The 23,963-nt window shown below is 60.8% G+C and carries 21 protein-coding genes and 1 pseudogene; 11 read left to right on the plus strand and 11 right to left on the minus strand.

Annotated features, from left to right (window positions below):
- A pseudogene (locus AC1DMK_RS24750) lies at positions 1 to 210 on the minus strand (sugar ABC transporter substrate-binding protein); the annotation flags it as partial.
- A 351-nt stretch (positions 211 to 561) separates the two neighbouring features.
- Here AC1DMK_RS24750 and AC1DMK_RS24755 point away from each other — a divergent pair.
- Positions 562 to 1,596: a LacI family transcriptional regulator gene (locus AC1DMK_RS24755; RefSeq protein ID WP_477862930.1), complete on the plus strand. Its 1,035-nt coding sequence runs from the start codon at positions 562 to 564 to the stop codon at positions 1,594 to 1,596.
- Between the two features lie 193 nt (positions 1,597 to 1,789).
- Here the strand turns inward: AC1DMK_RS24755 and AC1DMK_RS24760 are convergent, their stop codons facing one another.
- Both AC1DMK_RS24760 and AC1DMK_RS24765 read right to left on the minus strand, forming a co-directional pair.
- On the minus strand, positions 1,790 to 3,532 hold the full coding sequence (locus tag AC1DMK_RS24760) for an adenylate/guanylate cyclase domain-containing protein (RefSeq protein WP_477862812.1): 1,743 nt from the start codon (positions 3,530 to 3,532) through the stop codon (positions 1,790 to 1,792).
- A gap of 145 nt (positions 3,533 to 3,677) precedes the next feature.
- Positions 3,678 to 4,685, minus strand: coding sequence for an AraC family transcriptional regulator (locus AC1DMK_RS24765; protein WP_477862814.1), 1,008 nt, complete (start codon positions 4,683 to 4,685; stop codon positions 3,678 to 3,680).
- Positions 4,686 to 4,852: 167 nt separating this feature from the next.
- On the opposite strand from AC1DMK_RS24765, the gene AC1DMK_RS24770 reads away from it, so the two are divergent.
- From AC1DMK_RS24770 to lpdA, 7 genes are all read left to right on the plus strand, one after another.
- Positions 4,853 to 5,623 carry a 3-hydroxyacyl-CoA dehydrogenase gene (locus AC1DMK_RS24770; protein WP_477862816.1) on the plus strand — a complete coding sequence of 257 codons (771 nt, stop codon included), beginning with the start codon at positions 4,853 to 4,855 and terminating at the stop codon, positions 5,621 to 5,623.
- A gap of 23 nt (positions 5,624 to 5,646) precedes the next feature.
- A complete protein-coding gene (locus AC1DMK_RS24775) occupies positions 5,647 to 6,834 on the plus strand; it encodes an acetyl-CoA C-acyltransferase (protein WP_477862818.1) in 1,188 nt (395 codons plus the stop codon).
- A 23-nt stretch (positions 6,835 to 6,857) separates the two neighbouring features.
- Positions 6,858 to 7,985, plus strand: coding sequence for an acyl-CoA dehydrogenase family protein (locus AC1DMK_RS24780; RefSeq protein WP_477862820.1), 1,128 nt, complete (start codon positions 6,858 to 6,860; stop codon positions 7,983 to 7,985).
- Positions 7,986 to 8,054: 69 nt separating this feature from the next.
- Positions 8,055 to 9,287, plus strand: coding sequence for a thiamine pyrophosphate-dependent enzyme (locus tag AC1DMK_RS24785; protein ID WP_477862822.1), 1,233 nt, complete (start codon positions 8,055 to 8,057; stop codon positions 9,285 to 9,287).
- Position 9,288: 1 nt separating this feature from the next.
- Positions 9,289 to 10,302 carry an alpha-ketoacid dehydrogenase subunit beta gene (locus tag AC1DMK_RS24790; RefSeq protein WP_477862824.1) on the plus strand — a complete coding sequence of 338 codons (1,014 nt, stop codon included), beginning with the start codon at positions 9,289 to 9,291 and terminating at the stop codon, positions 10,300 to 10,302.
- Between the two features lie 3 nt (positions 10,303 to 10,305).
- Positions 10,306 to 11,598 carry a dihydrolipoamide acetyltransferase family protein gene (locus tag AC1DMK_RS24795; RefSeq protein WP_477862826.1) on the plus strand — a complete coding sequence of 431 codons (1,293 nt, stop codon included), beginning with the start codon at positions 10,306 to 10,308 and terminating at the stop codon, positions 11,596 to 11,598.
- Positions 11,599 to 11,603: 5 nt separating this feature from the next.
- Entirely contained in the window at positions 11,604 to 12,995 is a 1,392-nt protein-coding gene (gene lpdA, locus AC1DMK_RS24800) for a dihydrolipoyl dehydrogenase (RefSeq protein ID WP_477862828.1), read from the plus strand.
- A 132-nt stretch (positions 12,996 to 13,127) separates the two neighbouring features.
- Here lpdA and AC1DMK_RS24805 read toward each other — a convergent pair whose 3' ends face one another.
- Complete coding sequence (locus AC1DMK_RS24805) at positions 13,128 to 13,298, minus strand: hypothetical protein (protein WP_200959531.1); 171 nt, start codon at positions 13,296 to 13,298, stop codon at positions 13,128 to 13,130.
- A gap of 430 nt (positions 13,299 to 13,728) precedes the next feature.
- Between AC1DMK_RS24805 and AC1DMK_RS24810 the strand changes: the two genes are divergently transcribed.
- Positions 13,729 to 14,664, plus strand: a complete 936-nt coding sequence (locus AC1DMK_RS24810) for a HEPN domain-containing protein (protein ID WP_477862831.1) — start codon at positions 13,729 to 13,731, stop codon at positions 14,662 to 14,664.
- 67 nt (positions 14,665 to 14,731) lie between these two features.
- Here AC1DMK_RS24810 and recX read toward each other — a convergent pair whose 3' ends face one another.
- The 6 genes from recX to AC1DMK_RS24840 form a co-directional block, all read right to left on the minus strand.
- The gene (gene recX / locus AC1DMK_RS24815) at positions 14,732 to 15,283 is read right to left on the minus strand and encodes a recombination regulator RecX (protein WP_477862833.1); all 552 of its coding nucleotides are present in this window, start codon (positions 15,281 to 15,283) and stop codon (positions 14,732 to 14,734) included.
- A 57-nt stretch (positions 15,284 to 15,340) separates the two neighbouring features.
- A complete protein-coding gene (locus AC1DMK_RS24820; RefSeq protein WP_477862835.1) occupies positions 15,341 to 16,219 on the minus strand; it encodes a glycosyltransferase family A protein in 879 nt (292 codons plus the stop codon).
- A 538-nt stretch (positions 16,220 to 16,757) separates the two neighbouring features.
- Positions 16,758 to 17,600, minus strand: a complete 843-nt coding sequence (locus tag AC1DMK_RS24825) for an ABC transporter permease (protein ID WP_037065952.1) — start codon at positions 17,598 to 17,600, stop codon at positions 16,758 to 16,760.
- A 2-nt stretch (positions 17,601 to 17,602) separates the two neighbouring features.
- Positions 17,603 to 18,481, minus strand: coding sequence for an ABC transporter permease (locus AC1DMK_RS24830; RefSeq protein WP_477862837.1), 879 nt, complete (start codon positions 18,479 to 18,481; stop codon positions 17,603 to 17,605).
- A complete protein-coding gene (locus AC1DMK_RS24835; RefSeq protein ID WP_477862839.1) occupies positions 18,478 to 19,578 on the minus strand; it encodes an ABC transporter ATP-binding protein in 1,101 nt (366 codons plus the stop codon). Before AC1DMK_RS24835 ends, AC1DMK_RS24830 begins: the two co-directional genes overlap by 4 nt.
- A 57-nt stretch (positions 19,579 to 19,635) precedes the next feature.
- Positions 19,636 to 20,811, minus strand: a complete 1,176-nt coding sequence (locus AC1DMK_RS24840) for an extracellular solute-binding protein (protein WP_477862841.1) — start codon at positions 20,809 to 20,811, stop codon at positions 19,636 to 19,638.
- Positions 20,812 to 21,039: 228 nt separating this feature from the next.
- Between AC1DMK_RS24840 and AC1DMK_RS24845 the strand changes: the two genes are divergently transcribed.
- Positions 21,040 to 21,762, plus strand: a complete 723-nt coding sequence (locus AC1DMK_RS24845) for a GntR family transcriptional regulator (RefSeq protein ID WP_477862843.1) — start codon at positions 21,040 to 21,042, stop codon at positions 21,760 to 21,762.
- 48 nt (positions 21,763 to 21,810) lie between these two features.
- Positions 21,811 to 22,998, plus strand: a complete 1,188-nt coding sequence (uxuA, locus tag AC1DMK_RS24850; RefSeq protein ID WP_477862845.1) for a mannonate dehydratase — start codon at positions 21,811 to 21,813, stop codon at positions 22,996 to 22,998.
- Positions 22,999 to 23,175: 177 nt separating this feature from the next.
- Here uxuA and AC1DMK_RS24855 read toward each other — a convergent pair whose 3' ends face one another.
- The gene (locus tag AC1DMK_RS24855) at positions 23,176 to 23,940 is read right to left on the minus strand and encodes a FadR/GntR family transcriptional regulator (RefSeq protein WP_477862847.1); all 765 of its coding nucleotides are present in this window, start codon (positions 23,938 to 23,940) and stop codon (positions 23,176 to 23,178) included.
- Positions 23,941 to 23,963: the final 23 nt, after the last annotated feature.

The following is a 23,963-nucleotide window of genomic DNA, read 5'->3' on the forward strand; positions in this document are numbered from 1 at the left end:
CACATCGCCGCCGCCGCCGGCGACCGGCACGTCCTTCCAGGCATAACCTTCCTTGGCCAGATCGCCCTTCAGCACGTTGAGGGCCGCCGCCTCACCCCCAGACGTCCACCAATGGAGCATCTGGACTTCCTTCACATCATCCGCGCGCGCTGCACCGCAGCCCGCTACCATCAGCGCTGCAATAGCAGTCGTCATCATAAACTTGCGCATCGTATTCCTCCCGGTTGCAAGTCGAGACGGAAGCTCCTCCCTCCGCCGTTGAATGCCCTCCCGCCATCCCTGGGGTCAAGCAATTCCTCTGCGGCGTCTACACCGCATGGATATTTAAAACGTTATAAATTGAACAGAGTCAAGCATCGCACGGCGTCGTTTGAAACGCAGCAGTAAAATATTGAAATGAAAGGATAGATTTACGTTTTAGGGCGCGCGCATAGTCAAAGTAGACTTGCAAACACTGCGCCATAAACGTTTTCACAAGCGCATTGCCTATCAGCGTGACTGAGGTTAGAAAGTCTTGTCATCATCGATGGGAGGAACCACGTGGCCGACACCCCCAGGGGAATGGTTCCGCAAACCATTCCAAAGAGCGGCAAGCCTACCCTGCGCACCATATCCGAGATCACCGGATTTGCCGTGACCACCGTATCGCGGGCGCTCAGCAACGCACCACAGATTTCGCTCGAAACGCGCAGGCGTGTCCACGAGGTAGCCGCCAACATCGGATATCTGCCAGATCGGGCCGCCCAGCGCCTGAAGACAGGCAGAACCAACGTCATCAGCGTTCTCTTGGACCCGCACGAGGAAATCCTCGGCTACGGCATTTCGATCATGCATGGGCTTGCCAAGGCCTTGAAGGATACGCCCTACCACCTGATCATCACTCCGAACCTCGTCAACGGCAGCAACATCGACGCGGTACGCCATATCGTGCGCAACGGCATGGCCGATGGGCTGATTTTTTCGCGAACCGAGCCTTTCGACCCGCGTGTGCGCCTGCTGCTCGAAAACGGCTTTCCTTTCGTCTGCCATGGCCGCACCGAGTTCTCGACCGAACATCCCTATGTCGACTACGACAATTTCAGCTTCGCCTACGAGGCAACAAGGTGGCTGATTGCCCGGGGTCGGCGCAAGCCAACGATCATCTTGCCCCCAAAACGTTTGACCTTCTCGCAGCATCTGCTGCACGGTTTCATGACCGCTGTCAGGGAAGCAGGTGTCGCCTACGAGATCCCCGAGGAAATCGACCTTGATTGTCCCGTCGAGCGCATCCGAAGCTATATGAGCTGGCGCGCCGGAGAACCGGAGGCGCCCGATGGCTTTGCCTGCGGCGGCGAGGTCTGCGCACTGGCTACCATTACCGGCATGAGCGATCACGGGCTGACGCTCGGGCGCGAATACGACGTGGTCGCCAAGCGCACATCGCAACTGCTCAGCCAGATCCAGCCCAAGGTCGAGACGATCTACGAGGACTTGACAGATACCGGAGAACAGATGGGCCGGCTGCTTCTAGCCCGTATCGCCGGTGAGGAAACGGCCAATCTGCAAATGCTGCTCAAGCCGCAGTTTCATTTTTCCAATCCGGGAGCCGCGGGCTGAGCCGTTTTGCCCCGAACCGTCGACGAGCGTCACAATACTCGATCCAAGTTCTCTCTTCGAAACGCCTCCGGCGTTTGGTCTTCCATTTGCGGTCGCTGTCCGGTTTCTCGAAAAATGGAAGGTGAATCCTGGTGAACGTAGGCGGCACTCAATGCTGAACAGAGAGCTTCTGGAGCGAACACTGCCTTCCCATTTATTCAGGCAATCCCGCCATACGGTAGCCTTCGACGAAGTGCTGGACTGTCTCTGCGATGCGGGCGGGTTGAGCGGCTGCCCAGTGCGTAATCGTGAAATTTGGCGTCGACACCATGAAAAGAGCGGCTTCTCGCTTCGCCTCGTCCCAGCGTCCGAGCTGCGCTAGACTGGCAGCAAGTATCCGGCGCGAGGCGCTGCGGTAAGTCGCCTCCATCCGCAAAACCTTGATGGCTTCCTCATACTGGCGGGCCGAATAGTGAGCGAGCCCAAGCTCCCAATAATACCAGCCCGCCGGACGCGGATTCAGTCGAAGCGCCCTTTGGATCAGTTCGATGGCGTCTGACGCGCGACCAGCGAACGCTGCAATCTCCGACGTCATCACCAGGGCATCCGGCTGATTTGGTTCCAACGTGAAGGCAACTGCAAACTCTTGATCGGACTCGCTCCAGAGCTTTTCATAGGCAAGCAAATATCCGAGAATCCAGTGACTTGCAGCGTCGTTCTCGTCCAATGCCACCGCTCTGCGGGCGAGTTCCAGGGCTCGCGATCGGTTCTCTGCCGTAGGTTCGATGCTGTGTGCCCACAATTGCCAGTGAACGAAGGCCAGCCAGCGAAACGCCTCCGCATATTCGGGATCGATCGAAACTGCCCGGCTCAGCAATATCTGAGCCTCGCGGATCGCGTCCGGAAAGCTGGTGAACATGGTGATTAGACTTCGCCCGCGAACACAGATGTCGTAAGCCTCCAGGCTCTTTGGACGATAGCGCGCCGGCAACGCCCCCAACCGTCCGACCAGGGCCTCGACGATCTTGCCCGTGACTTCGTCCTGAACGCCGAAGATGTCTTCGATGTCTCGGTCGAAGCGCTCCGCCCACAGGTGATCTCCCCCAACGGCATCGATGAGCTGAACGCTGATGCGCACACGACTGGCGACGCGGCGTGCACTACCTTCGACGATGTAGCGAACTCCCAAATCGCGTGCGATCAATCGAACGTCGACCGACTTTCCCTTGTAAGCAAAGGTTGAGTGACGGGCGATCACAAACAGGCTGGCATTTCTTGAAAGATCGGTAATCAAGTCTTCGGTCAGCCCGTCTGTGAACACGTTCTGCTCCGCTTCCCCGCCCATATTGGTGAACGGCAACACGGCGATGGATGCCTTGGCAGGTAGCGGCAACGCCGCTTGTCCCTCCTGCCAAATCTTGGCGCCGGATTGATAGAGGACACGATAGACATGAACCGGTTCGGCAATGTTCTTCAGAGATTTCGGTCCAAGATCGTCAAAGTCAAACGCCAGCTTTCGTTTGACTTGATCACGGATGCCCGCCGACACGTAGATGGCGCCCGGTTCGGCCAGGCTTTGCAACCGTGCGGCGATGTTGACGCCATCGCCGTAGAGATCACTACCGTCTATGACGACGTCGCCGAGATTGATCCCGATCCGCAGGACGATGCGACGCGCCTCCGGCAACGTATCGTTTGCCTCCTCCATCTTCCGCTGCAACTCGATCGCTCCTGACATGGCGTCGACGGCACTTGGGAACTCCAGGAGAACCCCGTCTCCCATCACTTTGACGATGCGTCCCCCATGTGCGCGCACGACAGGCTGGAGAATTGTCGACCGTCGCGCCTTCAGCGCGGTCAGTGTTGCGACCTCGTCTTCCTCCATCAGACGCGAATAACCAACGACGTCCGCGACGACGATTGCTGCAAGACGGCGTTGGACGCGTTCTTCGGCCATTGGGCAATATACCCGAGGAGGTGGCATTGCGCCTACGCTATTTGCACCTTGGGAAGAAGTCCATGACCAGCGAACACACCTCGGACAACGACTGTGCGTTGCGCAGCCTCGACCGATGCGTCCAATCCCGAGCCCTGGACGACCGTCATTGTGCTCGATCCTTGTTCTCCCGTCGGAAAGCATCAGGCGTTTTCTTCGTCCATTTGCGGAATGCGCGGAAAAAGGCGCTGGGCTCGGAATAACCGAGCTGGGCGGCGATGTCTGCGATCGTCTTTGATGTGTTGATCAGCAGATCCACCGCAAGGTCGCGGCGGATATCATCCTTGATGGCCGCGTAGCTCTGCCCCTCGTCATGCAGGCGATGGCGCAGCGTCGATGGTGGCATACGCATCGACGCCGCCAGTTCCTCGAAGGTCGACCAGGCGGACGGGGACACATCTGCGAGACGGCGGCGCACATTGGCAGCGATGCCGGCATCGTAGCGGTAGCGGACAAGGATGTTTGCGGGTGCGGCGCGCAGGAACTGTTTCAGCGCCTGCTCCGTTCGTGAAATCGGCAGGTTCAACATGGCACTGTCAAAGCCGAGGCGGCTGGTCTTCTGGGAAAAGCGGACCGGCGCGCCGAAGAAAAGCCGATAGTCTGCCCCCTGCTTCGGTTCGGCGCATCGAAAATCGACCAATCGAATAGGGATGCGCCGCCCCACGAGCCAGCATGCGATCCCATGCAGGATGATCCAGTAGGTTCGATAGGCAAATGCAGAACGGGGAGCGCCTGCATCCATGAGCTCGATTTGCGCCAGACCATCGCGAACGACGAGCTGACCGCTCGGATCGTCCAGCACGAGATCGAGGAAACGCAAAGCCCGGCGCAACGCATGGCCCAGCGTCGGGGCATGCAGCACGCAATGGCACAGCAGGGTGAAACTGCCCCTGCGCATCGGTCGCGCGCCCATGCCGAAGAATTCGTCGTCGAGCTCGGCTGCAATTGCCAGCCAAAGCGCTCCGTAGCGCTCTGCCGAGATCGGCTGATCGACCGTTGACGCCAGACCAACATCTTCAAGCAGCAGGGTCGTCGACTTTCCAAAACGCCGCAGGCTTTCAAGCGCCTCGTCGACGAATCCTGGAGCAATCATGCGCCTATCGGTCTCTGTCATCGGTCCTCCCATCAGTGGTAAAACTGGCCGATATATTGAAGCAGTTCTGTCATCGCCTGCAATAGGGCTGCGACGTAGACTCCGTGACATTGTGGCCTTGGCCTACCGCGGCGAGGAGCGTCTGGCGGCAGCGGCGAAGAGCAATTGCAGGACTGTGGGAGAGAACCATGCAGATCCGTGGAGGAAGCTTTATCGTCACCGGCGGCGGATCCGGTCTCGGCGCAGCAACCGTGCGGATGCTGGTCGAGAACGGCGGTCGCGTAGTCGTCGCCGACCTCAACGACGAGGCAGGACAAAGTATCGTCCGGGAACTCGGCGCCGAGGTCGTTCGCTACATCCATGCTGATGTCGCCAGCGCTGAGGATGGAGCCCGCGTCACGGCGCTGGCACTGAAAGCGTTTGGCGGCCTTCGTGGACTGGTCAACTGCGCCGGTATTGCACCGGCCGAAAAGGTCATCGGCCGCGACGGTCTGCATCATCTGGATAGCTTCGCACGGGCGATCAGCATCAATCTGGTCGGGACCTTCAACATGATCCGGCTTGCGGCGGCCGCGATCCAGCAGCAGGAGCCGGATGCGGACGGCGAGCGCGGCGTCATCGTCAGCACCGCCTCGGCTGCAGCCTTCGACGGGCAGATCGGTCAGGCCGCCTATTCCGCCTCCAAGGGTGGGGTTGTTGCCATGACGCTGCCGATCGCCCGCGAGTTGGCCCGCTACGGCATTCGCGTCATGGCAATTGCGCCCGGCATCTTCGAGACGCCCATGATGGCAGGCATGCCGCACGAGGTTCAGGAGGCACTCGGCAAGAGCGTTCCCTTCCCGCCGCGGCTCGGCCGCCCCGCTGAATTTGCCGCCATGGTCCGCCACATATGTGAAAACAGCATGCTGAACGGCGAAGTCATCAGGCTCGACGGGGCCTTGCGGATGGGTGCGCGCTGACGCTGCGTCCAGGAGGAGACGGAATGACAAAACAAGATCCCATCGTGATTGTCGGCGCGGCCCGCACCCCGATCGGCGGTTTTCAGGGGGCTCTTCGCGACGCGGCAGCGCCCGATCTCGGATCGGCAGCCATCAGGGCGGCACTCCAGCGCAGCGGGGTTGCGGCCGAGGCCGTCGATGAGGTGGTCTTCGGTTGCGTCCTTGCCGCCGGTCAGGGCCAGGCGCCTGCAAGGCAGGCGGCGATCGGTGCCGGCCTGCCCTTCTCCACGTCGGCCAGCACCGTCAACAAGATGTGCGGTTCGGGCATGAAAGCTGCGATGATCGGCCATGACGCCATTGCAGCGGCAAGCGCATCGGTGGTTGTCGCCGGCGGCATGGAAAGCATGACGAATGCGCCCTATCTTCTTGATCGTGCCCGCAGCGGCTACCGGCTCGGCCACGGACGCATGATCGATCACATGTTCCTTGACGGCCTGGAAGATGCTTATGACAGGGGGCGCTTGATGGGGACCTTCGCCGAAGATTGCGCCGAAGCCTACCAGTTCACGCGGGAGGCTCAGGACGCCTATGCGGTCGCCTCGCTGACGCGGGCTCAGGCGGCAATAAGGGCGGGTTCCTTTGAGGCCGAGATCACACCGGTTCTGGTCAGGTCCGGCAAGAGCGAAGAGACCGTCGGCCTCGACGAACAGCCGGGCAAGGCACGGCCCGAAAAAATCCCGGTCCTGAAGCCCGCGTTTCGCGATGGCGGTACGGTGACTGCGGCCAATTCCAGCTCGATTTCCGATGGTGCGGCCGCACTCGTCATGATGCGGCGCTCCGAGGCCGAACGCCGCGGCGTGCGGCCGCTTGCGACTATTGTCGGCCATGCCACGCATTCGCAGGCACCCAACCTGTTTGCCACCGCCCCGATCGGCGCCTTGCAGACGCTGTCAGATCGCACCGGCTGGGCTCTTTCAAGCGTCGACCTTTTCGAGATCAACGAGGCTTTCGCGGTCGTTGCGATGGCTGCCATGCGCGATCTCGACCTGCCGCACGACAAGGTCAACATCCATGGTGGCGCCTGTGCGCTCGGCCACCCGATCGGGGCATCGGGTGCCCGTATCATCGTAACGCTTCTGGCCGCACTTGATAAATACGATCTGAGGCGCGGGATGGCAGCATTGTGCATCGGCGGTGGCGAGGCAACGGCGATCGCTGTCGAGCGGCACTGACGCAAACTTTGAGGAACGCAACGATGATCCTATCCGACGTGCAGCAGCAGATACGCGATCTCGCCCGCGACTTCGCGCGCGAGCGCCTGGCGCCAGGTGCTGCCGCGCGTGACCGCTCGCACGCCTTTCCGCGCGATGAGCTGAAAGAGATGGGTGAGCTCGGCATGCTGGGCATGCTGGTTCCAGAAGACTACGGCGGCTCGGACACCGGCACGGTTGCCTATGCCGCGGCACTTGAGGAGATCGCGGCTGGCGACGGCGCCTGCTCGACAATCATGAGCGTCCACAGTTCGGTCGGATGCGTGCCGATCCTGAAATTTGGAACCAACGCGCAGAAGCAGCGCTTCCTGCCGAAACTTTCGACCGGCGAATGGATTGGCGGTTTTGCGCTGACCGAGCCGCAGGCCGGCTCCGACGCCTCGAACCTTCGCAGCCGCGCTCGTCGCAACGGCGATCACTACGTGCTCGACGGCGCCAAGCAGTTCATCACCTCGGGCAAGAACGGCCAGATGATAATCGTCTTCGCCGTCACCGATCCCTCCGCCGGCAAGAAGGGTATCACCGCTTTCATCGTGCCGACCGATACGCCGGGCTACGAGGTGATCCGCGTCGAGGACAAGCTCGGCCTGCACGCGTCCGACACCTGCCAGATTGCCTTCAACGACATGCGCATTCCGATAGAACTCCGGCTCGGCGCCGAGGGGGATGGCTACCGCATCGCCCTTGCCAATCTCGAGGGCGGACGGATCGGCATTGGCGCACAGGCAGTCGGGATGGCGCGCGCCGCCTTCGAAGCGGCGCGCGACTATGCCCGCGAACGCATCAGTTTCGGCAAACCGATCATCGAACATCAGGCCGTCGCCTTTCGCCTTGCCGATATGGCGATGCAGATCGAGGCGGCACGCCAGCTCGTCTTCCATGCGGCCCTGCTGAGGGAAAGCGGCCTTCCCTGCCTGTCGGAAGCCTCGATGGCCAAGCTTTTTTCGTCCGAGATGGCCGAACGCGTCTGCTCCGATGCGATCCAGATCCACGGCGGGTATGGCTACGTCGCCGACTATCCCGTCGAGCGTATCTACCGAGACGTGCGTATCTGCCAGATCTATGAGGGAACAAGCGACGTGCAGCGCATGGTCATAGCCCGTAATCTATAGTGCAAAATGACATAGGCCGTCCCGTTCCTGGAGGAGGAGCGGCACTGGCAAAGGGAGGAATGATACGACATGACGGAACACGCTCAATTGAGCCTGCATGTCCCTGAACCCGCCGTCCGTCCGGGCGGCCAGCCCGATTTTTCCAACGTCAAAATAGCAAAGGCGGGGGCCGTGCCGCGCCCTGAGGTCGATGTCGCCTCAGAAGAGATCCGCGATCTCGCCTATTCCATCATCCGCGTCCTCAATCGGGACGGCGAGGCAGTCGGGCCGTGGGCGGGAATGCTGTCTGACGTGGAGTTGCTTGCCGGCCTTCGCAACATGATGAAGCTGCGCGCCTTCGACGCCCGCATGCTGATGGCGCAGCGGCAGGGCAAGACCTCCTTCTACATGCAGCATCTCGGCGAAGAGGCTGTCAGCTGTGCGTTCCGCAAGGCGCTCAACAGGGGCGACATGAACTTTCCGACCTATCGGCAGGCCGGCCTATTGATTGCCGACGACTATCCGATGGTCGAGATGATGAACCAGATCTTTTCCAACGAAAGCGATCCGCTGCGTGGTCGCCAGCTGCCGATCATGTATTCGTCGAAAGAGCATGGCTTCTTCACGATCTCGGGCAATCTTGCCACCCAATACGTGCAGGCTGTCGGCTGGGCCATGGCCTCGGCGATCAAGAACGACCACAAGATTGCAGCTGCCTGGATCGGCGACGGCTCGACGGCCGAATCCGACTTTCACTCAGCACTCGTCTTTGCCTCGACCTACAAGGCACCTGTCATCCTCAACATCGTCAACAATCAGTGGGCGATCTCGACCTTCCAGGGCATTGCTCGCGGCGGGTCCGGTACGTTTGCGGCACGAGGGCTTGGCTTCGGCATCCCGGCATTGCGCGTCGACGGCAATGACTACCTCGCCGTCTATGCGGTTGCCCGGTGGGCTGCCGAGCGCGCGCGCCGCAATCTCGGTCCGACGCTGATCGAGTATGTTACCTACCGTGTCGGCGCACACTCGACGTCTGATGATCCGAGCGCCTACCGGCCGAAGACCGAGTCCGAAGCATGGCCCCTTGGAGATCCGGTGCTGCGGCTCAAAAAGCACCTGGTTCTCAAAGGAGCGTGGTCCGAAGAGCGTCACATCCAGGCGGAAGCCGAGATCATGGACGACGTCATGGGTGCGCAGAAGCAGGCTGAGGAGCACGGTACTCTGCACGCCGGCGGCAGGCCATCGGTGCGCGACATCTTCGAGGGTGTCTATGCCGAAATGCCGCCGCACATCCGCCGCCAACGGCAGAAGGCGGGGTACTGAGATGGCCAGGATGACGATGATCGAGGCCGTGCGCAGTGCCATGGACGTGTCGATGGCGCGCGACGACAATGTCGTGGTCTTCGGCGAGGATGTCGGCTATTTCGGCGGCGTCTTTCGCTGCACTCAAGGGCTGCAGGCCAAATACGGTAAGACACGCTGCTTCGATACGCCGATCAACGAATCCGGCATTGTCGGCACGGCGATCGGCATGGCGGCCTACGGGCTCAAGCCCTGCGTCGAGATCCAGTTCGCCGACTACATGTACCCGGCCTACGACCAGATCACCCAGGAAGCGGCGCGCATCCGCTACCGCTCCAACGGCGATTTCACCTGCCCGATCGTGCTGCGCATGCCGACGGGCGGCGGCATTTTCGGGGGGCAAACGCACAGCCAGAGCCCGGAGGCGCTCTTTACACACGTCTGCGGCTTGAAGGTCGTGGTGCCCTCCAATCCCCATGATGCCAAGGGGCTTCTCATATCGGCGATCGAGGATCCGGACCCGGTCATGTTTCTGGAGCCGAAGCGGCTCTACAATGGTCCTTTTGACGGGCACCACGAGCGGCCCGTCACGCCCTGGTCGAAGCACGAGCTCGGCGAAGTGCCCGACGGCCACTACACGATCCCAATCGGCAAGGCCGAGGTCCGGCGGGCGGGATCTGCAGTCACGGTGATCGCCTACGGCACGATGGTTCACGTGGCGCTTGCAGCCGCCGAGGATACCGGTATCGACGCCGAAGTGATCGATCTGCGCAGCCTTCTGCCGCTCGACCTTGATACGATCATTCAATCGGTGGCGAAGACCGGCCGATGCGTCATCGTCCACGAGGCGACGCTCACCTCCGGTTTCGGCGCGGAGGTGGCAGCGCTCGTCCAGGAGCATTGCTTCTACCACCTGGAGGCGGCCGTGGTGCGTGTTGCCGGGTGGGACACGCCCTATCCGCATGCCCAGGAATGGGACTACTTCCCCGGCCCCGCGCGCGTTGGGCGCGCCCTGATCGATGTCATGGAGGCCTGAGATATGGGCGAATTCGTCATCAAGATGCCCGATGTCGGCGAAGGCGTTGCCGAGGCAGAACTGGTCGAATGGCACGTCAAGGCGGGTGACCCCGTTTTGGAGGACATGGTGGTCGCAGCCGTCATGACCGACAAGGCAACGGTCGAGATCCCCTCGCCGGTCAGCGGCACAGTCGTCTGGCTTGGCGGAGAGGTTGGCGATACGATTGCGGTCAAGGCCCCCCTCTTGCGCATCGAAACGGCTGATGACGGCGGGGCGCAGGTGGCGCCTACGCGAGCTCGCAGCCTCGTTCAAGCGCCCGAGCCACCTATCCCTGTGCCCCAACCAACGATTGCCTCCCCGCGTGCTGCGGCGAGCGCTCCATCCAAGCCCTTCGGTGGTCCAGCTGGCCAGCCCGTCGAAAGGCCCTTCAACGGGCCGTGGGAAAAGCCCCTCGCGTCGCCCTCTGCACGGCTGTATGCACGCGAACACGGCGTCGACCTCAGGCAGGTACCGGCGAGCGGTCCGGCTGGGCGTATACTTCGGGAAGACATCGAGCAGTTTCTTGCGCGTGGCGCACTGCCCCTGGCCACGCAGCCGGGCACCGCTCGCAAGACGGCAACCGAGGAGATCAAGCTCACCGGCCTCAGACGACGCATTGCCGAAAAGATGTCGCTCTCGGCATCGCGGATTCCGCACATCACCTATGTCGAGGAAATCGACATGACGGCGCTCGAGGAGCTTCGCGCGACCATGAACCGCGATCGCAAGGTGGAACAGGCAAAGCTCACCGTGCTGCCCTTCCTGATGCGGGCACTGGTGAAGGCGGTGGCTGAACAGCCTGACGTCAACGCCACGTTCGATGACGACGCTGGTGTTGTCACCCGGCACGCAGCCGTGCATGTCGGCGTTGCTGCCCAGACGCCGTCCGGGCTCGTCGTCCCCGTGGTGCGCCACGCCGAGGCTCGAGGCATATGGGATTGCGCCGGCGAGATTGCGCGCTTGGCGCAGGCAGCGCGCACAGGTACGGCAACGCGTGACGAATTGAGCGGCTCGACCATCACCATCAGCTCGCTCGGCGCGCTTGGCGGCATCGTCTCCACACCGGTTATCAATCACCCGGAAGTCGCCATCATCGGGGTCAACAAGATCGCCGTGCGGCCTGTCTGGGACGGTACGCAGTTTGTGCCGCGCAAGATGATGAACCTCTCTTCCAGCTTCGACCACCGTATCGTCGACGGATGGGATGCGGCGACCTTCATCCAGCGGATCCGGGTCCTCTTAGAGACGCCGGCACTCATTTTCATTGAAGGCTGAAATCCATGAAAGAGATCGTCTGCAAGCTGCTTGTGATCGGTGCCGGACCCGCTGGCTATGTCTGTGCCATCCGGGCGGGCCAGCTAGGCATCGACACCGTCGTCATTGAGGACAAGAAGCCCGGCGGCACCTGCCTGAACGTCGGCTGCATTCCCTCCAAGGCGCTGATCCACGCGGCGGATGAATTCGATGCCATAAGGCTGATGGGGGTCGGCAAGCACCCGGCCGGCATTCGCGTGGAAGGTGCCACCATCGATCTCGCCAGGACCATGGCCTGGAAGGATGGCATTGTTGGTCGGCTGACCACCGGCGTGACGGCATTGCTGCAAAAGGCGAGGGTGAAGATTGTCCACGGCCGGGCGGCCTTTCTCGACGGCAAGATGGTGGAGGTTGAGACGGAAACCGGCGCACAGATCATCCGAGCCGAGAATGTGGTGATTGCCACAGGCTCGCAGCCGATCGAGCTTCCTTCCCTTCCCTTCGGCGGGGCAATCATATCCTCGACCGAAGCCCTGGCGTTGAAACAGCTGCCGAAGAAGCTTGTGGTGGTCGGAGGCGGATACATCGGACTGGAGCTTGGTACCGCTTTTTCCAAGCTTGGCTCAGAGGTGGCGATCGTCGAGGCCACCGCGCAGATCCTGCCGCAATATGATGCCGAACTGGTCCGTCCGGTGCAAAGAAAGCTCGCTGAGCGCAATATTCGCGTGCAGACTGAGACAAAAGCCCTTTCGAGCGACGGCAGCGGGCTCCTCGTCGAAACCGCGGATGGAAAGCAGGAACACCTTGCAGCCGACCGGATTCTCGTGACCGTCGGACGTGAGCCGAACACATCAGGTTCCGGACTGGAGCAACTCGATCTCGACCGGTCCGGTCGCTTCATCCGGGTCGATGATCGTTGCCGGACGTCTATGCGCGGCGTCTATGCGATTGGCGACGTCACCGGAGAGCCGATGCTTGCTCACCGCGCCATGGCACAAGGCGAGATGGTGGCCGAGATTATCGCCGGCCGAAAGCGCGCCTGGGACAAGCGCTGCATTCCAGCGATCTGCTTCACCGATCCGGAGATTGTGGCTGCCGGCCTGTCGCCCGACGAGGCTCGCGCTCAGGGTTACGACACCCGCGTCGGCCAATTCCCCTTCAGCGCCAACGGGCGTGCGATGACGATGCAATCGGAGGAGGGATTCGTGCGGATCGTGGCCCGCGCCGACACCAACCTGGTGCTTGGCCTGCAAGCTGTCGGGCAAGGTGTCTCGGAGCTCTCCGCCGCTTTTTCGGTTGCGATTGAGATGGGCGCTCGGCTTGAGGACGTCGCCGGCACGATACATGCCCATCCAACCCGCAGCGAAGCCATCCAGGAGGCGGCCCTTAGGGCACTCGGCCATGCCCTGCACATCTGATCGGCGGGCGCCCGTGCGCCAACTCAAGGTGTGCGCTTGCTGTTGGCCCACCGAGAAGCATGAAACCCGTCGACCGATGCGGTGGCGGGGCCCATACCTATCTACAGGGTTTGGGGCGGGAAGAGGGCCCCCTTACTTGCGGCCGCCGCTTGGACGGCCCTTGCCCCCCTGACCACTGCCGCCTGAGGTCTTGGCGTCATTGGCTTGGCCGAAGTTGGTTCCTCCGAGATGGCCTCCACCACTCGAATTGGCAACGTGGCGCTCTGTTCTGCGCTGAATCTCAGCCGCATTGGTCTTGCTCATCGGATAGTCCCTTCGATCGCATAAATGATCGTCTCCGGCGCCTGGCCAGATGACGTGTAAATCGATTTTGAGAGAAAAGGTCAGCTTGAACGCCAAGGGCGTGAAACAAAGCTCGACTAGCAATTTCGACAGCTGAATGTTGCCCGTTGATTGTGTTCAAAGCAAGTTTCGACGTGCCAGGAATTCACCGCGCTGCCGCGGACGTTCTTGCAGTAGGAAGCAAAGAATTTTGAGAGATGCCCTGGCGCATATCTAGTAACTGCTTCAACGCTGATGGCACGTCCGGGACAAAAAGCGGAGAACGATTGCTGCGCGCGGCACTAACGGACACGGGTGATGGAGGAATGGGACTCATCACCATATTTTGGTTGCATAAGTCAGTTTGCACTCGTAAAGAGTTTGTATGCGCAACAGACGATGAGCCGCTACCATGGATGCGATTCCAACCGAAGGCTTCGACGCGGCACTAACCTTGACTGATCACCTCAACCACTTGCCGGACAAGAAACGGCGGGAGCTGGCCCGTTTTCTCGAGATATTGTTTCGTGAAATCGAGCAGTTCAAATCGACCAAGCTTTCTAGCAAAAAGGCCGACGGCAAGGTTCTCAGGGTAGTTCTCTACGGATCCTACGCGCGCGGCACTTGGGTAGAGGACCGGTCAAGCGGCTATCGATCCGACTACGACCTTCTCATCGTGGTCAACAAACAAAGTTTCGTCGAGGAGTATGACCTTTGGGAAGCGCTCGAGGAACGGCTGCTTCAGGAACAAATCAGCCATTATATCGAGACGCCGATTATCCCAATTGTTCACAGCCTTATGGAAGTCAACGACCAGCTCGCACGCGGACGACCGTTCTTCGTCGATATCGCCAGGGACGGAATCACACTCTACGAAAAGCCGGGCCATCCTCTAGCTCAACCGAAGGAGCTAACGAGGGACCAAACAAAGGCCGAAGCACAGCAATACTTCGACCGTTTGTTTCTGGACGCTTCTTATGGCGTGAAGCGAGCAGAAGTGGCGCTTGCCGACCAAATGCGAAATTACGCGGCATTTGACCTGCATCAGGCCACAGAACGCCTGTACCACTGCCTTCTGCTTACCTTAACGCTGTACAGCCCAAAGTCGCATCGCATCAAATTGCTCCGCTCAAAGGCCGAGGATCTCGACGCACGGCTCATTGCCGCTTGGCCGCGCGACACGCGCTTTGCCCGGCGCTGTTTTGAGCTGCTGTCGCGCGCCTATGTTGAGGCGAGGTACTCACCCAAGTATTCGATCAGCGATGAAGAGCTCGAATGGCTTGTTGCCCGCGTCAAAACCCTGAAGGATATCGTCTCCGAAATTTGCGCGGAACGTTTGGCTGATTGATTTAGATATCGCTCTGTTTGGGGTCAAAGCAGAGAAGGCCGGCGGCAATCAGATGCCAATCATACAACTATAACGGACGGGCCGCGAGTACGTCATCGGCCTCGTCCCGGCTCATGCCGATAACGGTCTTTGCAAGAGCAAAACCGAAACCGTTGCGGGCGAACGCCGCAATTTCCTTTGCCTGGCGATCGCCCGCGGCTCCGTCGCGACGAAACGGACCAAATCCACGCTTGCGGGCAAATATCACGGCAGCCGGCAGATCATCGGTCTCCTCCAGCGTGGCAACAACCGTTTCGCGATCGATGCCCTTCGCCGACAGCTTCTGTGCGATTAATCGCTTCGATCGCCCGTTGCGCACGCCGGAGCGCGCGCTGATTTCCGCGTAGGCGACGTCATTTAGACCGCCGAGCTCATAGGCGAACTTGACTGCGGCGTCTGCGACAACCCTGGCCTGCGCGTCCGTGATGCTCTCGAACTTCTGCCTTGCCTTCCTGGCAATCGCGTCGGAGAGCTGCCTCTCCGTCATCATCCTTCGCTCGAGGCGGTAGATGGTCGAGTTTCTCGCCCAGCTCAGCATGCGTGCGGTGGGAATGTCGGAATGCGCGTCGTCGTCGGCCATGAATTCGCTGCGTCGCTCGGAGAATCGCTGGAGCGCTATACTGGCGCGCTAGAATGCCTAGCGCCAGACGTTGAACCGGCTCTGCATGTGTTCGATGCACCGCCGATTTGCTTCGAGGCGACCAGTGCCTTCGATGGTCGCAAGGAAGAGTGACGCGAGGTTGTGCGCCTCGGTTGTCCTCGGCTCTTCGATCCCGGATGGAAGCCAGATCGGGATACCTTTCAAGGCAAGCATGCCCGACAGCCAGACATCATCGACCGCCCATATCACCTCGGGGATGTCATAGGCGACGTCGTCGAAGAACTCCGGTCTCACCACGACACCCCCGAGGCCTTGAAGAATATCCACATAGCCGCCCCTGGCTATTAGGTTGGGCATTGGTTTCGGTCGATCCAGGCGCAGGACTATCGAGCCGAGCTTGTGTTGAAGGCGACGCGCACGAAGCTTCAGGTCTGTTTTCCGCCGCCGGACCGCCTTCGGCAAGAAGGCTGAGGGCTTGCCGATGCTTGCGGGGACATCCTTGCCAATCAGCGCGACGCACTCTCCCGGCCGCTCGTCCTGCGCCGCAAATAGCTGGGAGGCCCAATTTGGTGAAAACACCTTGTCATCGTCGCAAAACAGGATCTGTGCCCGTTGGCCGCGAAGGTCGCGCGCAGCAAACAGTACCTTGGTCGCTGGCCCCAAATCTTCCTCGGGCCGAACAATCGTGATGCCCTTGGGTACCTCCGGTAGAGAACCGCCGTAATCGGGAAACCGCCGRTACCGTTTGGGAATGTACAGCCGGATTTCATCTATTGGCCCGTTCTGCTCTACAAGGCTGTTAAGTGTCGGCGCAAGTGCGGGGAAACGAGGAGGGATGGTGGAGAGCGAAATGATACGCAATGGGGGCTCGGCTGAAATAAGAAACGCTTTATTGGGTCCGCGCGTGTCTGCCATTCCGGGTTGAGTCGAGTCAACCTAGACAACATCTCTCGAGAAAAACTTATTGCATGTGACTCGTGCGAACACCGAACACCGATTTTACAACGATGGTGCCGTTCGCGCCAAGGTCGAAGGCGCTGACCATGATGGGCGATGCGGATCCCGCCTCCGCCCTCATTGGGCGGGACGGAATGTCCGCTCTCTTTTTAAATGCACCCCGCGCCCTGCTTACCGGTAAACGTCGGCCCATCGGCGACGGTCTTGCCTCGGAGCATGACGCGCACGCGCCACCCATGACCTCCAACCCCTCTTGGGGCGTGCAGTCGGCGCCATGATGCGGGCGCTCGACCAGACCGTTCGCGACCAGATTACCGAAACGGAGCGCCAGCCCATTGCCATCGCCGAGCCCACCCGCATGCAGGCTTCCGGCCCGCGCACACGAGGAGATGGAAACGCATGTGCGCAATATGGCATACGCGGGACACAATCCTTAAATTCGTGGCAAACGGACGTGATCAACTCGGTTCACTGCTATAGGCGCGCCGACGGGTGATCAGTGCACCGGTTGCTGTTTCGCCCTTGCCACGATCTGCGTCGGATTGACGAACTGCAGCGCGATAACCAGCCAGAAGAGGGTCGTCACCATGTAGACGACGGCCATGGCGTCGATCGACTGGCCTGCGCGGACGCCGGAAGCAAACACCGCGTAGTAGAGCGACACCACCAGGGTCTGCGTGGTCGGACCGGCGATCAGGAATGTCAGTTCGAACATGGCAATCGTGCGAACGAGCACCAAAAGCAGGGCTGCCAGCATGCCAGGCAAAAGCAACGGCAGCAGGATGCGCACGAACAGGCTTGTCGTTCCGGCGCCAAAGACGCGGGCGGCCGCTTCGATGCGGGGATCGATCTGCTCGATGAAAGGGATCATCACCAGAACGACGAAAGGCAGCGAGGGCACGATATTGATCAGGACCACGCCCCAGAATGTGCCCCCCAGCCCCAGCTGATAAAGGACGGTTGCAAGCGGAATGCCATAGGTCAGCGGCGGGATGAGAAGGGGCAACAAAAACAGAAGGATCACCAGTCGCTTGCCAGGAAAGTCCCGGCGCGCCAGCGCATAGGCCGTCATGACGCCGAGAATGCCGGATATGATGACGACCGTAAAGACGATCTCGAAGGTCACGAGCACGACGCTCGAAAGCTGAAACTCCTTCCAGGCACTGAAATACCACTTGGTCGTCCAGCCTGCCGGCAGCCATGTGCCGAGCCAGCGCGTGGCGAAGGAATTGACGACAACAGCTGCAATGACCGCAAGAAGATTGAGGATGAAGAGCGTGGCAAGCGCCCAGATGGAGACACGCCATAACTTTGAGGTGAGACCTTGATCACGGATCATGACTAGCCTTTCGTGCCGCCGGCGGGGCCGCGATAGAAGAACGACCGGGCGCCAAGCACCGCAAGCACCACGGCGAGCTCGACGCCGCCCATGATCAGAGCGATCGCAGACCCCAGCGAATGGTCATACTGCTCAAACGCTGCCTGATAGGCAGCAATCGAGATCACCCGCGTCGGGCCTGCTGGCGCGCCAAGCAGCACAGCCGAGGGGAAGACCGCAAAGGCCTGGACGAAGGCAAGGCAGAAGGTCACCGCAAGCCCGGGAACCAGTAGCGGCAGAAAGACCCGGAAAAAGCGCTGGCGTGGCCCGGCCCCCAGTGTTGCCGCGGCCTGCTCGATCGCCGGATCGATCCCGGTGATGTAGGAAAGGGTCAACAGGAACGCGAAGGGAAAGCCGGTGATCAGGAGCGAGGCGAAGACGCCCCAGTAGTTGTTCGTCAGCTTGACCGGAGTGTCGAGAATGCCGAGCAGGAGAAGCGTATGGTTGAACCAGCCGCGCGGCCCGAGAAACGTCAAAAGACCATCTGCCACAAAGACGGTGCCGAGCGTGATCGGCAGGACAAGAATGGTGGTCAGCAGGCGTTGCCTTTGCAGCAACCGGACGCGAAAGGCAATCGGCACGGCAAGGGCGAGATTGATGATCGTCACCGGCAACGCCAGCCACAAGGTGGCGGCAATGGTGTTGTACTGAAAGGGATCGCCGAAGAACTTCGCGTAGTTGGCGTACCATGCACCGTCCTTCGGCATCAGCGAGTCGGCAACGCCATAGAGAAACGGATAAACAAAGAGCGCTATCATGAACGCAAGGCCGGGCAGCAGCAGCATCGTGGTGCCGTCAAGCCCGCGCGCCGCAAGCCGCGTCTTCAGCAACTGGCCGCTCATCGTGTCGCGTCCTTGAAGAGCAGTGCTCGTCCTGCAACCGGATGCAGTCGGGTCGGTGCACCGCGCGGCAACATCTGGTCGGCGCGGAAATAGAGTTCGGAGCCATCGCGCGCACGCGCCAGGCCAAAGAATGCCCGGCCGCGATATTCCATGCTGGCAACGCTCGCCGGGATGCCCTCGCCTTCCGATGCGACCAGATCTTCTGGCCGAACCGACAGGATGGCAGCATCGCCGATCTTAAGAGGCGTACGCATGGCGCCTGATATGCGTGCGCCGGCGATGTCTATCTCGGCTTCGTCGCCGGAGAGGGCGATGATCCGGCCCGCAATGCGGGTTCGAAATCCCATGAAGTCGGCGACATCGACATTCACCGGCCGCTGGTAGAGATCCTCCGGCGAACCGATCTGCTCGATATGCCCCTGGCTCATGACGACGATGCGGTCAGCCAGCGACAGCGCCTCGTCCTGATCGTGGGTCACATAGATGGTCGTCGAGCCGATCTGGTCATGGATGCCCCGAATTTCGGCGCGCATCTCCAGGCGCAGTTTTGCGTCAAGGTTGGAAAGCGGTTCGTCCATAAGCACGACAGGTGGACGGATGACGATGGCGCGCGCAATCGCCACGCGTTGCTGCTGCCCGCCAGACAGCTGACCGGGAAGCTTCTCCGCCTGGCTTTCAAGGCGCACCAGCGCCAACGCATCGTTGATACGCTTGTCGGCCTCCGGCCCCTTGATGCCCTGCATGGCCAAGCCGAAGCCGACATTCTTGCGCACACTCATATGGGGAAACAGCGCATAGCTCTGGAAGACCATGCCGAAACCGCGTCGTTCTGGTTCCAGCTGGTCGATACGATTGCCACCGAGCCGGATTTCGCCGCCCGACAGTGCCAGAAGGCCGGCAATGCAGTTCAACGCCGTCGACTTGCCGCAACCGGACGGGCCAAGAAGCGCCACAAACTCGCCCGGCTCGATCGCAAGGTCGATGGCGTCCAACGCATTGTAGGCGCCGAAGGATCGGGACAGTCCATTGAGTTCGAGGCGCGCGGTGCTACGCGCGGAAACCGTTGCATTTGGAACCGAATTCAAGCCAATCTCCATTCACTGACGGAAAGGGCCCGCTCCGATCGTCGCGACCGCAGCGGGCGTTCTTCAAGATCAGCCCTTCTTGGCGCCTATCTTTTCGTCCCAGATGCGGAATGCCTGGACGAGCAGCTTCGGTTCAAGCGGCACTTCCAGCGGATTGTTGGCAATCCAGTCGGCATATTCGGGTCGGCCGAACTCTTTGATCGTATCCTGGCTTTCCTGCGGCGCCATGTCGATCGTCACGTCCTTGACGGCAGGGCCCGGATAGAAATAACCGGCATCGTAGGCAATCGCCTGCTGCTTCGGCTGCAGGATGTAATTGAGAATGTCGATCAGAACCGCGATCTTCTCATCGGAGACGCCCTTCGGGATCACCGCGTAGTGAGCGTCGGTGACCCAATGGAAGCCCTCGAGCTTCTGCACCTTGGCCTCAGCGGGAACAATGCCCAGCGCGCGTGGATTGATGTCCCAGCCTGTGGTGGACACGACGATGTCGCGGGTCCCCTCGCCCAGCTCCTTCATCACCTGTCCCGTGCCAGTCGGATAGTATTCGATGTTCTCGCCGAGTTCGGCAAGGTAAGCCCAGGTCTTGGCCCAGCCATTGACCGGATCGCGCGGATCGCTATCGCCGAGCAGGTAAGGCAGACCCATCAGGAAGGTACGGCCGGGACCCGAATTTGCAGGTCTTGCGTAAATGAAGCGGTTCTTGTTGGCCTTCGTCCAGGCCAAGAGTTCCTGCGCCGACTTCGGAGGGGTTGCGACCTTGTCCGGCATGTATTCGATAAGCGGGCCGGAGGGATAATAGGTGATGACGACGCCCTGATCCTTGGCCAGCGCCTGCATCTTGAAGGCCTGCGGCTGCAGGATTGCCTCAAGATTGGGAAGCTCTGCCTTGTGCCCGGACAGATCGATCCACAACCCTTGATCGAGACCGGCAGACAGCGCATCGGTGCCCGTCAGGACAAGATCGATATCGACCTTGCCGGCAGCCTGCTGCGCCTTGATCTTTCCCGGCAGCTCGGGAGCCGGCGCCTTGGTAAAGGCAAAGCCTGAAACCCAGTCGGCTTTTTCGGCTGCATAGGCCTCGAACATGCCTTGCGTCAGCGCCAGGTTGCCGGCCACATCTGCAATGGTGATTGCGACCGGGCTTGCTGGCTTCTTTGCCTGCGCCCAGACCCTGACCGGAAGCATGCCGACGACGGCAGCGCTCGCGGCGGTGCTGACAAATGTCCTGCGGGTGATTTTCATGCTGTTCTCTCCTCCTCTTGCTCTCTTGTAGGGACATCAGCCGGCCGAAGCGTTCCTTGCGCGTCGGCACGTACTGACCCGTCGACCAGGGTTAAAGCGTCCTGTCGCTCGCTTTGCAGAACCTCCTGAATATATTGCCAAAAGTACCGTTCCTCCTCGGTGCGTCTTGGCAGCGGAATTAAATTGATATACTAGTATGATTGAGCAAGTCAACAATTGGGATATGTCATGCAGTCATCAGCCGGTTCCGCAGCGACCTCCTTTTCGGCTCTTGCCGAAAGGCCGGTGAAGTTGCGGCGCGTGACGACGGCAGACGCAATCTTTGATCGGCTCTATGCGGATATCCTGTCCCTTCGCATGCCACCGGGAATGCTGCTGCAGGAGAAGCGCATTGCCGAGACCTTCGGTGTCAGCCGAACCCCCGTCCGCGAAGCGTTGCTGCGGCTCTCTGAAAGCGGACTGGTCGAGATCTACCCGCAGTCAGGCACCGTCGTGTCCAGGGTGTCGGTCGGCGCCATCCCCGAAGCCGTTGTCGTGCGCAAGGCGCTTGAGGGAACGACGGTGGAGCGGGCAGCCGAGATCGCCACGTCATCTGATCTCGCCCGCCTGGACGCCATCATTGCCAGACAAAAGGCATTTGAGGCTCTTGACGATACGTCCGGCTTCCATGGCGAGGATGAGGCTTTCCATGAAGCGATCACGCAGATTGCCGGCTATCCCGGCATCTGGACAATTCTGAAAACCGTCAAGGTGCAGATTGACCGCGCACGGCGGCTGACGCTTCCGGCACTCGGACGAATGAGCAACGTCGTGTGCGAACACATCTTGATCCGCGACGCGATCGCCGCCCATGATCTTCAGGCAGCGCGCAACGCAATGACCCATCACCTGAGTGCGGTCATACCTGATGTGGCTGAACTTCGTACGCGCTATCCCGACTATTTCTGCTGACCACGGCAGCAGACCCAAAAACAAAAGCAGGCATGAAGGAGGAGACAGATGCGCCAGGGTTGGAGATGGTTCGGGCCTCAAGCACCGGTGACACTCGATGAGGTCAGGCAGACCGGGGCAACGAATATCGTCTCGTCGCTGCATCATGTGCCGATCGGCCGTGCCTGGACACAGGCCGAGGTCGGCGAGCGCCAGACGATGATCGAGACGACGACGCCCGGGCGTTCGGCGCTCACCTGGTCGGTCGTCGAGAGCATTCCGATCCCTGACGCCGTCAAGCGCCAGGGCGGGCAGGCAAAGGCTGAAATCGAGGCGTGGATTGCAAGCCTCGAAGCCGTGGCCGCCTGCGGGATTCCAATCGTCTGCTACAACTTCATGCCTGTTGTAGACTGGACCCGCACGGATCTCGACTATGAGATCGATACGGGTGCGACCGCAATGCGCTTCGATCACGAGAAGTTTGCGGCATTCGACCTCTTCATCCTGCAACGCGACGGAGCGGCGCAGGCATACTCGGCCGAGGATAAGGCACGCGCCCGGATCGTCTTTGATGCGATGTCTGAGGATGACATCGCCGATATTACGCGAAACATCACCTCTGCGCTGCCGGGTTCGACGACCGAGCCGCTGACCATACCGGAGTTTCGCGACAAGCTCTCGGCCTATGCCGGTATCGATGCCGCCAAACTGCGTCAGCATCTGATCGAATTCCTGCAGGCCGTAACGCCTGCCGCCGAAGCCCGGGGGGTGAAGCTGACACTGCACCCCGATGACCCACCGCGGTCGCTCTTCGGCCTGCCGCGCATAGCCTCGACGGCAGAGGACTATGCGGCACTTTTCGACGCCGTGCCGTCCAAGGCAAACGGAATGTGCTACTGCACCGGCAGCCTTGGCGTGCGCGCCGACAACGATCTTCCGGCGATTGCCCGGCAATTTGCCTCACGCATCCATTTCGCGCATTTGCGTGCCACCAAGCGTGAGGGGGATGGCCGAAGCTTCCATGAGAGCGCCCATCTGGACGGCGATGTCGACATGGTCGCAGTGCTCAAGGAACTCGTTGCCGAAGATAGCCGCCGGACGGCCAATGAGACGATCGTGTTTCGCTCCGACCACGGCCACCGCATGCTCGACGATCTCAACAAGCAGGTGACACCCGGCTATCCCGCCATCKGACGCCTACGTGGCCTGGCCGAGCTTCGCGGCATCCTCCATGCACTCGGGTCTCAGCCGAACTAGCTGTCCTTGGTCTAGGCGGAATGGCGAACGGCGGCAGCGTGCTTCGCTGCCGCTCCAATATATTGGTGTCGTGAGACGGTGGTGGGCCGTTAAAGTTCCGAATCGCTAAAACGCTCTAACCTTTTGTTTTCACACAATTCCTAACGCAAACCGCTGGGCATTTTTGCTGGAATTGCTCTAAAACGACAGGTCCAGGGCGCGCCCCTCAAACAGTCGATCCCTTGACCCCTCCAGGTGAGCCTTCATCAGGTCACGCGCGTCCTCTGCCCTGCCCTCGGCAATCGCCTTATAGATCGCATTGTGCTCCTGGAACACCTGTTCCAGCCCGGGCCGTGGACCCAGCAGCGACAGCCCGTGCAGATGCATGCCAACCGCGATATGTGCCTTCAGGGCATCGATCGAGGCCGTGTAGTAGTGATTGTTTGCAGCCTCCGTGACAGAACGGTGAAAATTGAAATCTGCGTCGGTGCGGTGGAGCTGATGGCTGGTCGCTTCTCGAAGGTCGGCGAGCGCTGAGGCAATTTTCTGGATGGCGGCGTCATCGCGCCGCTTTGCCGCGAAATAGGCCGCCGCCGGTTCAATCGTCAGGCGGAACTCGTAGCAGCGTTGAATATCGGCAATCGTCTTGACCGGAGAATAGGAAAGCTGCGTGGTGGACGAACCGTGCGCGCTGACGAAGGTGCCCGCACCCTGACGGGCATAGACTATGCCCTTGTCGCGCAGCTTGGCCAATGCATCGCGCACGATCGGGCGGGACACGCCAAGCAACGAGGCAAGCTCGTGCTCGCCCGGCAGACGCGAATCCGGCGGGTAGTTTCCGGAGCGGATACGCTCCAGCAGCTGGTCGAAAACGCGATCGACCAGCTTCACCGCCTTGCCGCGCTCCGGCTTGGCCACTGGAGCAGGTTGCCCGCTCGCCGATGCACCGTTTGCTTCATCCACGTTCATTCTCCCCGCCGGCATCG

The organism is Rhizobium sp. 05L419 (assembly GCF_056397845.1).

What these genes read in the sequence shown, in the direction of transcription:
- AC1DMK_RS24755 (WP_477862930.1), top strand. Translation starts at nt 562, where the DNA reads ATGGTTCCGCAAACCATTCCAAAGAGCGGCAAGCCTACCCTGCGCACC.
- AC1DMK_RS24760 (WP_477862812.1), bottom strand. Translation starts at nt 3,532, where the DNA reads ATGGCCGAAGAACGCGTCCAACGCCGTCTTGCAGCAATCGTCGTCGCG.
- AC1DMK_RS24765 (WP_477862814.1), bottom strand. Translation starts at nt 4,685, where the DNA reads ATGACAGAGACCGATAGGCGCATGATTGCTCCAGGATTCGTCGACGAG.
- AC1DMK_RS24770 (WP_477862816.1), top strand. Translation starts at nt 4,853, where the DNA reads ATGCAGATCCGTGGAGGAAGCTTTATCGTCACCGGCGGCGGATCCGGT.
- AC1DMK_RS24775 (WP_477862818.1), top strand. Translation starts at nt 5,647, where the DNA reads ATGACAAAACAAGATCCCATCGTGATTGTCGGCGCGGCCCGCACCCCG.
- AC1DMK_RS24780 (WP_477862820.1), top strand. Translation starts at nt 6,858, where the DNA reads ATGATCCTATCCGACGTGCAGCAGCAGATACGCGATCTCGCCCGCGAC.
- AC1DMK_RS24785 (WP_477862822.1), top strand. Translation starts at nt 8,055, where the DNA reads ATGACGGAACACGCTCAATTGAGCCTGCATGTCCCTGAACCCGCCGTC.
- AC1DMK_RS24790 (WP_477862824.1), top strand. Translation starts at nt 9,289, where the DNA reads ATGGCCAGGATGACGATGATCGAGGCCGTGCGCAGTGCCATGGACGTG.
- AC1DMK_RS24795 (WP_477862826.1), top strand. Translation starts at nt 10,306, where the DNA reads ATGGGCGAATTCGTCATCAAGATGCCCGATGTCGGCGAAGGCGTTGCC.
- lpdA (WP_477862828.1), top strand. Translation starts at nt 11,604, where the DNA reads ATGAAAGAGATCGTCTGCAAGCTGCTTGTGATCGGTGCCGGACCCGCT.
- AC1DMK_RS24805 (WP_200959531.1), bottom strand. Translation starts at nt 13,298, where the DNA reads ATGAGCAAGACCAATGCGGCTGAGATTCAGCGCAGAACAGAGCGCCAC.
- AC1DMK_RS24810 (WP_477862831.1), top strand. Translation starts at nt 13,729, where the DNA reads ATGGATGCGATTCCAACCGAAGGCTTCGACGCGGCACTAACCTTGACT.
- recX (WP_477862833.1), bottom strand. Translation starts at nt 15,283, where the DNA reads ATGGCCGACGACGACGCGCATTCCGACATTCCCACCGCACGCATGCTG.
- AC1DMK_RS24825 (WP_037065952.1), bottom strand. Translation starts at nt 17,600, where the DNA reads ATGATCCGTGATCAAGGTCTCACCTCAAAGTTATGGCGTGTCTCCATC.
- AC1DMK_RS24830 (WP_477862837.1), bottom strand. Translation starts at nt 18,481, where the DNA reads ATGAGCGGCCAGTTGCTGAAGACGCGGCTTGCGGCGCGCGGGCTTGAC.
- AC1DMK_RS24835 (WP_477862839.1), bottom strand. Translation starts at nt 19,578, where the DNA reads ATGGAGATTGGCTTGAATTCGGTTCCAAATGCAACGGTTTCCGCGCGT.
- AC1DMK_RS24840 (WP_477862841.1), bottom strand. Translation starts at nt 20,811, where the DNA reads ATGAAAATCACCCGCAGGACATTTGTCAGCACCGCCGCGAGCGCTGCC.
- AC1DMK_RS24845 (WP_477862843.1), top strand. Translation starts at nt 21,040, where the DNA reads ATGCAGTCATCAGCCGGTTCCGCAGCGACCTCCTTTTCGGCTCTTGCC.